This window comes from Paraliobacillus sp. JSM ZJ581 (genome assembly GCF_044383835.1).
Lineage (GTDB): Bacteria > Bacillota > Bacilli > Bacillales > Amphibacillaceae > Paraliobacillus.
The window spans coordinates 41,779-54,249 of sequence record NZ_JBISEP010000012.1 but is presented as its reverse complement, the minus strand read 5'-3'; the positions used below and the strand labels follow the sequence as shown (position 1 = coordinate 54,249).

The window sequence follows — 12,471 nt, the reverse complement described above, 5'->3', positions numbered from 1 at the left end:
TTATACCTCTTTTCCTAATGCCAGCTCTTTTTCCGTATTTACTACCTTCTCTAATACTAACGTAAGACCGACGAATAATACAATCGCTGTGAAGATACCATTTAAAGGCGGAATACCTGGCAACCATTGTGCCGCAGCAAATCCACCAACCCAAGCAATAATCGCTGGCCAACGGATCGCTTGAAATGTCATCTGTTCTAATGCTGGATAACGACCTTTGCTTAGCAAGAAAAAGTCAGCTAAGATGATTGCTCCAATTGGTGGTAACGCGCCTCCTAGCAATGTTAAAAACCCGACAAAATTGTTGTATAACCACATTGCAAAGATCGTTCCAACAATCCCATTGAAAATAACCATTTTGCTTTTCTTGATTTTTGTTATATTAGAAAAACCTAACCCTGAAGCGTACAGCGCATTATCGTTTGTTGTCCAAATATTTAAGCCTAATACAATAATTGCTGGTACGATTAAACCTTGAACAAACATCACTTCCGAAATATCACCTAATCCAGTTGAAATTGAGCCAACTGCACCGAATAAGAACATAAGTGAGTTTCCAATAAAGAAAGCAATTAATGCCGTTACGACCGCCGTCTTTTTTGTTTTTGCAAAACGAGCAAAGTCCGGTGTTAATGTTCCTCCACTGGCAAATGAGCCAACACAAATTGTTAATGCCGCTGCAAGGCCGATCGACGTTTCTGGCTGATAAGCAAATAATTCTGCCATACCACCTAAATCATTAATAGCAACGCCAACCGACACACTTCCGAGTATTGCGATTGCTGGTACTGCGATAAAACTCAATATTGCTAATGCCTTCATACCGAAGAAAGCAGAGCCTGTCATCACAATCCCTGAAATAACGATTAAAGAGAACATATCGATTCCAGTAACCTTATGAACTGGCACAGCAAACATTGCTAAGCCTACACCAAACCACCCTACTTGCGTTGCACCTAATAAAAACGATGCTAAATAAGAGCCTTTCTCACCAAATGCATATCTAGCAAGTAAATGCGTAGATAATCCCGTTTTTGCTGCCATATAAGCAAGTCCACCAGTATATAATCCAAGAATCAAATTACCGAGTAACACGATCCAAATAAATTGTTGCATATTTAATCCAAGCCCTAACTTCCCTCCTGAAAGCATGCTTGCAGAGAAAAAGGTGAACCCTAACATCACCACAAACATTTTTAAGAAACCATTTCTATAAGACTGAGGCACTGCCTCCAATGAAAAATCTTTATCCATTCTATTTTCCTCCTTGACTGGTTACTGGTACCAGCGCCGAGCAGGTTTTTTAATAATTGAATAGAATACACGTTCTACCATTTTCTCATTAAAAAAAGCTTCCTGCCCGACTGACAAGAAGCTTTTGAAATTAGATACACATGTATGTAGCACACACACATCTGTCGTCTATTTCCAAATCCGTTTTCCTTGTCAGCCTCACGGGACTGAATTAAAGGTACCAATATTTAATTGGACTAATTATCTCAAGATGGTGCTGGTTTGTCAAGATAGAATATTTCTTATGCACTACCTGCCGTTCCATTTCACAGTCACTTTCTGTTTTACATAGGAAAAGATTAAACTATTTTAATCATATGCCCCTGCAAATATCACTATTCTCTCAATGCTTCTATAAGCGTATCAAGATTTCTATTCATCAAAGTGAAATAATCCTCATCATTTTTTACATCTTCTTCTGTTAAAGTAGATAAATTATGGATATATAAAGAATCAACACCTGTTTCATCTTGAATTACGCTTGCTACTTTTGGCTCCACATTTTGTTCAAACAACAAATAACGAATATGATGTTCCTTTACCGTATCGATAACTTGTTCTAATTGTTTCTGAGATGGCTCGTTAGAAGAAGATAAGCCGGAAATGGCAAGTTGTTCGATACCATAAGCCTCTTCCCAATAACCATAAGCTGCATGCGTTACCAGAACTTCATTTCTTGGGGTTTGCTCCAATTTCTCATGAAAATCACGATCTAATTTTTCTAGCTTTGTTTGTAAATCTGAAAAATTTGCTTCAAATTCTTCCCTTGCTTCTGGCATTAACTCAACTAAAAGATCTTTAATGTTTTCTGCTAGTGAAATACAACGAATTGGATCTAACCATACATGTGGATCTTTGTCCCCGTGATCGTGATTCCCTTCTGCTGTTTGCTCTGGATTCTCATTGTGATCATGACTGGCCTCTTCATCTTCATGATCATGTACATGATCCAATAAAGCCACATCTTTTGCCGCTTCTAAAATAGAAACACCTTCAGCTTCAAGCGCTTCCTCAATAGTGGCTGCATAAGATTCCATATCTGCACCATTGTATATAAATGCATCTGCTTCTGCAATATCAACCATGGTTTTTGAAGTTGGCTCATATGTATGAGCATCTGCTCCTAATGGCAAAATGGATTCAACCTTTACATAGTCAGCTCCAATCTGTTCTACAAAGTACTCGATTGGATATAAGGTTGTATAAATCTTCAATACCTCTTCATTATTAGTATTTGATGCCTCATTATTTGCAGCTTTTTCTTCTGACGTTTTTGATGAACCACAAGCCCCTAAGATTAAAATCACAATTAAACTAAACATTCCAATAATCAATCGTTCTTTTTTCATATTCCTCATCCTTTACTTGTATTAGCAGTAACGTGCCAATTACCAGCTTGCTTTTCTAATCCCAGGTAATTGTCCTTTGTTCGCATATTCCTTGAACGCAATTCGTGACATTTTAAATTTCCGCATATATCCTCTGGGCCTTCCAGTTATTTCACACCGATTCGTTAATCGCGTTGGCGAGGCGTCTTTTGGTAACTTTCGAATTGCTTCATAATCTCTTTTTGCCTTACATTCCGTTCTAATCTTCGCATATCGACCTACCATTTCTTCGCGTTTTTTCTCTTTGACCACTTTAGATTTCTTAGCCATTGAACGACACCTCCTCTCAAATAATAATCTTTTCGATTTACATTTTAAAAAATATTTACGCAGATCAAATCGTAACTATTACGTTTTGTTTTTTTCATTATAATAGATTGTTTTTATTTTGTAAACAGTAATTATTACGATTTGCGTCATAAATTTATTGTATTACTCCATTCGCATATATAGAATATAAGTTTTTAGTAATTACATGCGTAAAAAAATCCCATCATCTGATGAGACTTGAGTATTTCACCTAATACATACTGTAATGCAACAAACTTTAACAGAACCATTTTTTAAAAGGGGCATTTATTCACCTATTATTTCAATTTATTTTAAATCTTGTGATTGCATTTTCTCTAATTCTTTTTTCAATCTTTTTTTACGATTGTTATAACCAATTCCCCAATCCGCTATCATCAATACAAAAAGAATGACAAACGGGAATAAGTTAAGAGAACCATCCGTTTTTTTAAACAACAGGATGACAGAGACTAAATAAATAGTTGGTATAATACTACCTAACCATACTTGATTTCTCGATGTTAATATTTTATGTACTACTAATATTGCTATAGCAATGCTAAAAAACATAATTTTCTCCATATTAATAGGCTCCAATCAATATATTATTTTCATCTGAATCTACTAGTTAACATGACTTATTATAAATCTCGGGTAACCATTTTCTCTAATTCTAGCTTCTGTTTTTCTTTCAGGGATTTTCTACCAGCATTCCATTGACCTATAAGGAAAGCTAATCCAAGCAACATGATTAAAACGTGCGATAATATTCTTCCTTCTGTTGTAAATATGACAGACCCTCTCCAAATAAGAAATGCTATCGGAAGAATTGCTCCCCAATAAAAACTATTACGTGTAGCAAGGAAATATTGCACCCCTAAACAACCTGCAATGATTAACACATCATAAATATCACCAAATCCAAACATTATAAATCTTTCCTTTCTTGCTTATATTTTTCTATAATCAATTTTGCCTCTTCTAATTCAATCCGATCGTCAATTGAAAGTTGCTTTATAAATTGGACAAATCCTTCATTTTCTACTTCATCATGCAATTTTATTTTTTCAATCAAACGGTCCAACTTAATTCTCACAGTTGGGTATGAAACATCATAAAGTTTTGCTATTTCTTTTAAAGAGCCAGAATTGATTACGAATTTTTTTATAAACTCTAAGTCTTCCTTTTCCAAAGATAAAATCCAATTTGGAACATCATTTTTATGCATATTCTTTCTCCTCTATTATTTTATTCCTAAATTAAATTTAACATGTTTTTTAACAATGTCAAATAAAATTTTAATATTATTAAAATTTTTAGTTATTCATTTTTAAATAAACGTTAAATGAGGAAGGGACAAAACAACATTCATCAAGAGAAAAGCCGAACATTTATATTAATGTAGCAGAACAAACGCCGCTGTTGAAATGCACTCCCTTTCCTCAGGAACAGCTTCAGCTCGTGCTGTTCCTGTAGGACAAGGATTACTTCGACAGCAATACATCGCACGAAAACAATTGCACTTCATTTTCGAGGAGTGTCGTGTATTTCCACAGCTAAATGTTTACTTCAAACAAATAGACGAATTTTAATTCTTTTTTTAGAATTAAAATTCGTCTATTGATAATCACCTTTTAGTCATGTCCCAGCTGCTTCAATTAAATCATTACATTTTCTTTTCTAATTAGTTTAAAATCTTCCAATTCATTAAAATTAAAACCATTTAGTTTGATATTTGGTGAAAGGGCTTCTAAATTCTTACTATCGCCTTGATTACCTTCATATTTCCCGCCCAAATCCGTATAACATTCTTGTCGAGTCCTTCTGAAATACGATTCTAACTCATTATCTTATATCGAAGGACTCCTCTCGCAATAAACTCTCTGGCTTCTTCCCAATTATACTATTATGAAAAGTATCTCTTATTACTTCATCTTCTAAGAAATTAACTAAAGCTATCATAATCATCCCTTGATCCAGTGACAAATAACTTTTAGCTACTTCACCAGTGTTGATATTTATGGAATCATAAAACCCATAATCTCCATATGCGCCCATTTTTTCTAGTTCATTTAAGTTTTTAAAAACTTCTTCCGGAGCATGCTCTATAGCTAAAATCGATGCATGAGGTGTGACCGTGGCATTGTCTGCATAGCCTTTCACCCCAAGAACAGGAACTCCGAATTCATGATAGCCATCAACAATACCTGCAGGAGAGAATCCCCATACTTCATAGCCCTTCTCGTTTGCAAATTTTATTTGCCCTTGAACATGCCGTAAATTATTAAGACCTAATCCATCTGTTCCTAATTTATTTTCATGTATGAATAACGTAGGCATTAGTGCTTCAAACATGCTCCCACCCCAACTCGGAACATACTTTAATTCATCGTAAACATAATACCCTTGAAACAGTTTGTAGTTATCATATGTTGTATATTTACCTGACGGCTCTTGAGATTGCCAATCTAATTTCGCTGGTAATGCCCGTTCCAATTTCCACCAGTGTTCACTAGGCACATCGCCTTTCCCTATTGCTACATAGCTTGCTAAACGCGTTTCTGAATAAAGTAGTCCATAATGATGATCTGTCACTTTTCTCTTTTCCACGTCATATCCGCCTCGAAACTGTCCAACTTGCTGATCGTATAGATGAGAATAATCCATCTTTTCAATAAGTGGATCTGTCACTTTAGCTAAGCTCGGGAAATATTCCCCTACGATAACTAAACTAGCTGTTAACCAACCATTATCAACGGTAGAAATAAATTGTCCCCAATCCGTCATTAAAGAGCCATCTTTTGTATAATACCAATTGTAGTAAAGTCCATTCCACGTTTTCATATCTTGCATCGTATTTAATGTAGTACGAATTTTAGTCTCAGCTTCCTTTTTGGATATGATTTCTAATTCAACTGCAGAAACAGTACTAACTAGGTACATCGCTATATTGGTTGGAGATGTTTGTTTATACTCTTTTACTTGCGCTTCAACGTCCACTCGATCAATTGTTAAACCAGTATTAGGATCCGTATAGTTCTCAAAAAATCGGTAGGTATCTTCAGCAATTTCGTTTAATTCCTGATCAAATTCACTACTGTTTTGATAAAAAATAAAAAATATAACAACTACAATTAGTAGCAATGATCCACCTAGAGCTATTATTTTTTTCATTTTATTTTTCCCCTTGCTTGATTGGTAGCCATTTTAAGACATTTTGAATTTTTTCATCCCAATATAACCAATCGTGAGACCCAGAACTAAACTCTATTGTCAGATCAAATGATGATTTTTTAACTTTTTCATAGAATTGAAGGTTATCCTCATATAAAAAATCCTCTGTACCACAGCATTGGTATAATAATGGTTTCGTGTCTAATGTATCAGCTTGCTCGATTAGCCAAAACAAATCATTTTCAGTTCCTTTTATCTCCTTATCACCAAAAATATGATAAAAGCCCCTTTTTCTATCATCTGGAAATTTCTCAAGACACTTCACTATATCTAATGCACCTGAGAGGCTAGCTGCTGCTGCAAATCGATTCGGCTGTCTTAACGCCCACTTTAAGGCACCATAGCCACCCATGGAAAGTCCTGCAACATAATTTTCTTCTCGTAAATCTGATAATGGAAAAAAGGATTGGGCAACTTGTGGTAGCTCTTCTGATAAAAAGGTCCAATACTTTTTCCCATATTCCATATCCGTATAATAACTATGATCTACTTGCGGCATTACAACTGCTATACCTAAATTTTCAACATAGCGTTCGATCGATGTACGACGAGTCCACGCCGTATGGTCATCACTGAAACCATGTAACAAATATAGTGTTGGATACTTCTTCACCCTGATTCCTTGGTTTAGATTTGGTTGCGGAAGAATAACAGTCATAGACGTGGATATTGATAGTACCTCTGAAAAAAAATCACATTTGATTACTGCCATTGTAATCTCCCTCTCTATTTTTCACTTTCAATACCATCACTTCATATGGGCGCAGTACTTGGTTGCAGCTAGGTGGAAAATAGTTATGCATAACCACTTCACCTTTCTCTAGAAGTTTTAAGTAACTACAGTTCACTTGTTTATCTGTGAAATTACATAACACATACCATGTCTCCTCATCTAAGTTACGTGTATATGCGTAAATATCATTCGATGTTTCTAGAAGTTGATATTCTCCTTTCACAATGATTCTATTGTTTTTGCGTAGCTGAATTAATCGTTGATAATAACGATATATAGAACGTTCAGCATTCCTATCAACTTCAACATTTATTTTTTTATAATTTGGGTTTACTTCGATCCAAGGTATTGCAGTAGTAAAGCCAGCGCGTGCTGAACAATCCCATTGCATCGGTGTACGCGAATTATCTCTTCCTTTCACATAGATAGACTCCATGATCTCATCATGTGGATACCCTTTTGCAATACGATCCTGATACATATTATGTGTTTCAATATCCTTATATGAATCAAGTGAAGGAAAACGAATACCAGTCATACCTATTTCCTCACCTTGGTAAATATACGGTGTGCCTTGTAAAAGATGAAGTAGTGTTGCTAGCATCGTCGCACTTTCATATCGATACTTTTGATCGTCACCCCATCTTGTAACAACACGTGGTTGATCGTGATTATTCCAAAATAAACCGTTCCATCCTTTTCCAGCTAATCCGTTTTGCATTTTGGAAAAAACACGTTTTAAATCTGCTACTTCAAGAGACTTTAAATCCCACTTTTGTTTACCTATGACTTCATCAAGAGCAATATGTTCAAATGAAAAGACCATGTTTAATTCTTCTCGATCCTCTCCAGAAAATAATAATGCTTGCTCTAAATCAGCATTATTCGCCTCTCCAACTGTAACTACATCCATATGTTTTAACGCCTCATTATACATTTCCTGAACATAGTCATGAAGAAGTGGACCATTACTAATAATCCCTCTATCAATTTCTTTAGCTATTAAATCAATTACATCAAAACGAAAACCTTTGATTCCTTTTTTAATCCAAAACCTTAGCACCTCATACATTGCCTGACGAACCTCCGGGTTATGCCAATTTAAGTCAGGTTGCTTTTTACTAAACAAGTGTAAATAATATTGACCTGCTTCATCACTATATTCCCAAGCACTTCCACTAAATACCGATGAAAGATCACTTGGAGGTGCTCCGTTTTTTCCATCACGGAAAATATAAAAATTTCTATATTTACTTTGCTCATTTTTACACGCTTCTATAAACCATGGGTGTTCGTCTGAAGTATGATTAGCGACAATATCCATCATAATTCCAATACCGCGCTTTTTAGCTTCTGCAATTAACTTTTCCATGTCAGCGATTGTCCCGTATTCCGGATTAATTTCATAATAATCACTGATATCGTAACCATTGTCATCATTTGGTGAAGCATACACAGGACATAACCAAACAAGGTCTACACCTAATTCTTTTAAATAGTCTAATCTTGATATAATTCCTGTTAAATCTCCAATCCCATCACCATTGGAATCTTGAAAGCTACGAGGGTAAATTTGATAAATCACACTATCATGCCACCATTTTTGTTTCATTAATTCTCCTCCTTCCTAAGATATGGATGTAACTAGTAAATCATCATTCGAAGGCAAATCGTCCTCATTAAAACAATCTCTTCTTAACAACCACGTTGGTTTAAAAGATCTATCTGCGTATTGAAGACAATCTCCCATACAAATTATTCGATAATTTATTTTCCAATTCTTACTCCGCTTAATAAATGAAATTTTGGGAATTCAAATTGTCTTCGATTCTATTCATTGTTATGTGCGCTTCTATTAAAAATCGAAACATCTTTCCCTTTCCCCTACTTTCTTCCTCTTCTAACAAAGCAAATCCTCTACACATTTAGTACATCAACTCTATAAGCCGGCATCCCTTCTTGTTTATCAATTAATAAATACTTGATATTCACTTCATATGGAGAGCAATATCACAAAGCATATTCGTTTTTTGGACAAGGGAAACCCACAAATGAAATATTATCACCTTCACACCTACAATAAATCCCACACTTTATAACAATTAACTTTAAAATAAAAACGGAAGAGCAAGAGAGCGCCCTTCCGATATTCAATGCATAAAAAGGGACATACACCTTAGCAGTATATTTCAATAACGTTTCTTTGTTTGTCTAAGTTACTTTCTAGTTGTTCCTTGCTAATGTATACTCCTGTTTGACGGTAGCGATTTTCAGTTCTTTTAGCTTGTATTTGTTTTCCATTAATCGAAACTCTACAGTCATTGTTTCCTAAATGATAAATAAAAGTTACTGGCATGTTGTTTATTTGAAAATGAAACTCTAGCCCATCAAATGCATCAGGTAGTACCGGATCAATAATCACACCGCCACCTTTTGGACGAATCCCCAAACCATTTGATATTAATTGATTCATATATATTCCAGGGCCACTGGAGTAAATTCTCCAACCACCTTTAACTTTAACCGAACCATCTCGTAGCTTATCAAAGTTGTCTTGTGCATCATAACGTGTAGGAAACATACCATCTGAAGAACTAAAGTATGCATTACTTTGTCTACGCTCAGCATTTGGCACAACAGCTTGTATTCCGACTGGATTAATTTTTTCTAAACCGCTCCAAACTTCTTCCTTTTTACCAAGTTTAGCCATCGCCTCCACGAAGCGAATGTGAGCATGAACATAATGTAATCCAATTTCACGACCGAAGTTTGCAGCTGTTTCTGCTCGTTGGAAGTGCGTGCTGATTCCACCTTTATAATTAGCAGGTCGATTCATCAAACGAACCCCATCCGGGCAATACAAATTTTCTCTAATAATTCGATAATGTTGTTCTGCTTGTTCCTTAGTAAACAGTTCACTAATGATACTACGTTGCATTGGTAATAGACGGTAATTTATTCCTGTTTTTTGATCGTGTGGGTGAAGCATTAATTCTACTTCTTCAGGATCTTCCATGTAAATAAAACCAGGAACGACACCCGTATCTAGCATATACTTATTAAAATCTTCTTCAATACCATCAGCAAGTGCTCTTAATTCTTCTGCATCTTTACGATCAAATGAATCAAGTACACTAGAAAGCTTATCAAACACTTGATAAGTTAAAGCAACCGTCCAACTCGAAACCATGTACTGCTTTAGTTGAGCATTCGCTGGTTGAAGTGTATCATCCCAGTCACCATCACCATAAGAAGATAAGTGTGTCCCGTGTAAGAAATGCTCTTTAATGTAAGCGATCTCCTTTTTAGCGTGGTCATAAATCGTATATGATTCCTCTGTAAATACGTGTGTGCCGCGTTTCGTATAAGGAACTTTCTCATCTAGGATTGCATAGTCTCCTGTAACAGCTAGATAGTCTGCTAACACTTTTAATGGCCAAACGATAATATCGCCATGACTTTCTCCTGCTTTTATGTGGGAATATTTATCAAACATAAACCACTGCGGCCAGTTACCATCATCCTCAAATTGATGCATGAAAACGGTTTTAATAATTTCTTTTACAATATCATATTTTTGAGTTGTCATGAAATATTCCACTGGTCCTTGACATACATCACGAGTACCCCATGCAGCTCCTCCATACTGTTCTAGACCATGCGGAACGGAGAAGTGGACAAGCATATTGTGTGTATACCACCATGCCAGCGTGTTTACTTTGTTTATTTCAGGAATAGTTTTACCATCCTTTGTCAAGCTAAACCCGTTCATTACTTTTTTATAATAGTCACGATAACTGACAATTTCTTTCTCAGGATGTCGCTCGGAAAACGGGATTCCTTTTCCTTCTAGAGAACCCTGTATTGCTATATTCCATTCATTAGAAGGGTTAATTTCAAACACAACTAAAGATGCTGTATTTTTTTCTACATTTGTTACCAATTTTTCTTCTCCAGCTACTTCAAAACTTGCTCCATTTATATCGAGTCGATAGGAAAGATCTGGATAAATGTTCGCACTATCGGAAGACTCATGAGCAGTGAATATCATTTCCTTACCCTGTCGTTCTATCTGGAAAGGTACATCTTGCTCATTAGTATTTAGTGTTACTTGATTAGTGACTAAATATCGATTTTCCTTTCCATTTTCTGACCTTACATGAAGGTGAACCTCAGGTGAATCTACTATTGTATAAGTTGTAATAACAATTGTATCTGTAGCCGTTTTATAATACCAACGTGTATAATTAAATCCAATTTCATAACAAGAAGGCATAGTTAGTAAGTGGTAACAGCCATCAACCTCCACATAAATACGCTGACCTGACGTTTTCATAATATTTAAAGCATTACGCGCATTAGACATCATCTTGTTAAAATTTGTGTTTCCTATAACTAATTGTGCATTAAAGATTCCATACATAAACGTTGTAGTAGTAATCGTATTTTCATTTAATTTGTGATTGTTTCCACTCATTAGAATATGACCGTGCGGACGTTCTACCACCAATTCCTTTTCCTTCAATACCACATGTTCATGGTTAGCTGTAAAAAACGAAAGTAATGTATCACCATCCCATTCCTCGTGATGACGAATAGGGTAATAAGCTTCAATTTCTTCCATTGTAAGTGTATCTGTTTTCAACGGTTCGCCAATATTTTGCTGTCGACTCACTTTAGCTACTGGCAACCTAGTCTTACTTTTCTTCTCTTTTATTTCATTCCAAGCCTTTTCAACAACATCTTTATACTCTAAGCCTATTACTGCATCTTTGTGATCCTCAGCAAATAACCCATAAAACACAAATTGTTTATTGCTGTCTAGACAGACTTTTTCAGACTGTAAACCGGTATAAGCAAATTCATATTGGTACACTTCATTAGGTAAATCTTTGATTGCAATTTCTGGTTGATTGGTTTCTTTATAAGATAGTCCAAAAAATTGGTAGCCATCAGTCGAATATCCAACTGACTTTGTTAAAGATCCTTGTTGAAGATAAGGAAACCCTGTAGATTGACCTTGATTTTGTCTAGAGCAAACGACATACCCGAACTCACTGTCTTCATAGACAGAGTGGTCAATATATTGTGCTAAATATGCTTCATTATTTCGAACAGCGCCTTTATCTGCAATGCCGATATCTTGACCGTATATAACTTCCACCTCTACACCATTGCCGTCCAAGTTAACTTCCCAGAACCAAACACCATGTTCTGTTAAATGAAATCTCACTTCATAGTCTACTACATCAAATGATCCAGTCCATATTACTTGATCTTCAGCAAATGCAACTTTACTATTAGCATTCACCCCTAATAGCGGAGTGACTTGTATTTTATTGTCACGATGTACACGTAGATAGAGGTTATTTAAAGAACCATCTACTGGATTTGCTACCCATTGATTTACCATGACATTTTTATAAGTTGCTTCCAAGATATCCCCACTATTTAAAAAAGTAAATTGCAAATCAGCTGCCTTAAGTTGGGTTGAATTCGTTATAGTTGTTTCAATCATTTTATATCCCCTCT

Annotated in this window: 11 protein-coding genes; all 11 read right to left on the bottom strand. The window is 35.5% G+C overall.

Features of this window, described 5'->3' with window-relative positions; all coding sequences use genetic code 11:
• A complete protein-coding gene (gene codB, locus ACH6CY_RS08690; RefSeq protein WP_374066944.1) occupies window positions 1-1,254 on the bottom strand; it encodes a cytosine permease in 1,254 nt (417 codons plus the stop codon).
• 374 nt (window positions 1,255-1,628) lie between these two features.
• Window positions 1,629-2,642 (bottom strand): metal ABC transporter solute-binding protein, Zn/Mn family, encoded by a 1,014-nt coding sequence (locus ACH6CY_RS08685; RefSeq protein ID WP_374066943.1) that lies wholly within the window; start codon window positions 2,640-2,642, stop codon window positions 1,629-1,631.
• 39 nt (window positions 2,643-2,681) lie between these two features.
• On the bottom strand, window positions 2,682-2,951 hold the full coding sequence (gene rpsN, locus ACH6CY_RS08680) for a 30S ribosomal protein S14 (protein ID WP_374066942.1): 270 nt from the start codon (window positions 2,949-2,951) through the stop codon (window positions 2,682-2,684).
• A 327-nt stretch (window positions 2,952-3,278) separates the two neighbouring features.
• Window positions 3,279-3,554: a hypothetical protein gene (locus ACH6CY_RS08675; protein WP_374066941.1), complete on the bottom strand. Its 276-nt coding sequence runs from the start codon at window positions 3,552-3,554 to the stop codon at window positions 3,279-3,281.
• Between the two features lie 59 nt (window positions 3,555-3,613).
• Window positions 3,614-3,901, bottom strand: a complete 288-nt coding sequence (locus ACH6CY_RS08670) for a hypothetical protein (RefSeq protein ID WP_374066940.1) — start codon at window positions 3,899-3,901, stop codon at window positions 3,614-3,616.
• Complete coding sequence (locus tag ACH6CY_RS08665; protein WP_374066939.1) at window positions 3,901-4,200, bottom strand: DUF2089 family protein; 300 nt, start codon at window positions 4,198-4,200, stop codon at window positions 3,901-3,903. Before ACH6CY_RS08665 ends, ACH6CY_RS08670 begins: the two co-directional genes overlap by 1 nt.
• A 430-nt stretch (window positions 4,201-4,630) precedes the next feature.
• On the bottom strand, window positions 4,631-4,768 hold the full coding sequence (locus tag ACH6CY_RS08660) for a hypothetical protein (RefSeq protein WP_374066938.1): 138 nt from the start codon (window positions 4,766-4,768) through the stop codon (window positions 4,631-4,633).
• Between the two features lie 49 nt (window positions 4,769-4,817).
• Window positions 4,818-6,146: a glucoamylase family protein gene (locus ACH6CY_RS08655; protein WP_374066937.1), complete on the bottom strand. Its 1,329-nt coding sequence runs from the start codon at window positions 6,144-6,146 to the stop codon at window positions 4,818-4,820.
• Between the two features lies 1 nt (window position 6,147).
• Window positions 6,148-6,918, bottom strand: coding sequence for an alpha/beta hydrolase (locus tag ACH6CY_RS08650; protein ID WP_374066936.1), 771 nt, complete (start codon window positions 6,916-6,918; stop codon window positions 6,148-6,150).
• Window positions 6,899-8,551: a glycoside hydrolase family 13 protein gene (locus ACH6CY_RS08645; RefSeq protein ID WP_374066935.1), complete on the bottom strand. Its 1,653-nt coding sequence runs from the start codon at window positions 8,549-8,551 to the stop codon at window positions 6,899-6,901. Before ACH6CY_RS08645 ends, ACH6CY_RS08650 begins: the two co-directional genes overlap by 20 nt.
• Window positions 8,552-9,115: 564 nt before the next feature.
• Window positions 9,116-12,457 carry a GH36-type glycosyl hydrolase domain-containing protein gene (locus tag ACH6CY_RS08640; protein ID WP_374066934.1) on the bottom strand — a complete coding sequence of 1,114 codons (3,342 nt, stop codon included), beginning with the start codon at window positions 12,455-12,457 and terminating at the stop codon, window positions 9,116-9,118.
• Window positions 12,458-12,471: the final 14 nt, after the last annotated feature.

Bases quoted from the DNA above. Each gene is read 5' to 3' on its own strand.
- rpsN (WP_374066942.1), bottom strand. From the start codon at position 2,951: ATGGCTAAGAAATCTAAAGTGGTCAAAGAGAAAAAACGCGAAGAAATG.
- ACH6CY_RS08640 (WP_374066934.1), bottom strand. From the start codon at position 12,457: ATGATTGAAACAACTATAACGAATTCAACCCAACTTAAGGCAGCTGAT.
- codB (WP_374066944.1), bottom strand. From the start codon at position 1,254: ATGGATAAAGATTTTTCATTGGAGGCAGTGCCTCAGTCTTATAGAAAT.
- ACH6CY_RS08670 (WP_374066940.1), bottom strand. From the start codon at position 3,901: ATGTTTGGATTTGGTGATATTTATGATGTGTTAATCATTGCAGGTTGT.
- ACH6CY_RS08685 (WP_374066943.1), bottom strand. From the start codon at position 2,642: ATGAAAAAAGAACGATTGATTATTGGAATGTTTAGTTTAATTGTGATT.
- ACH6CY_RS08645 (WP_374066935.1), bottom strand. From the start codon at position 8,551: ATGAAACAAAAATGGTGGCATGATAGTGTGATTTATCAAATTTACCCT.
- ACH6CY_RS08650 (WP_374066936.1), bottom strand. From the start codon at position 6,918: ATGGCAGTAATCAAATGTGATTTTTTTTCAGAGGTACTATCAATATCC.
- ACH6CY_RS08665 (WP_374066939.1), bottom strand. From the start codon at position 4,200: ATGCATAAAAATGATGTTCCAAATTGGATTTTATCTTTGGAAAAGGAA.
- ACH6CY_RS08655 (WP_374066937.1), bottom strand. From the start codon at position 6,146: ATGAAAAAAATAATAGCTCTAGGTGGATCATTGCTACTAATTGTAGTT.
- ACH6CY_RS08675 (WP_374066941.1), bottom strand. From the start codon at position 3,554: ATGGAGAAAATTATGTTTTTTAGCATTGCTATAGCAATATTAGTAGTA.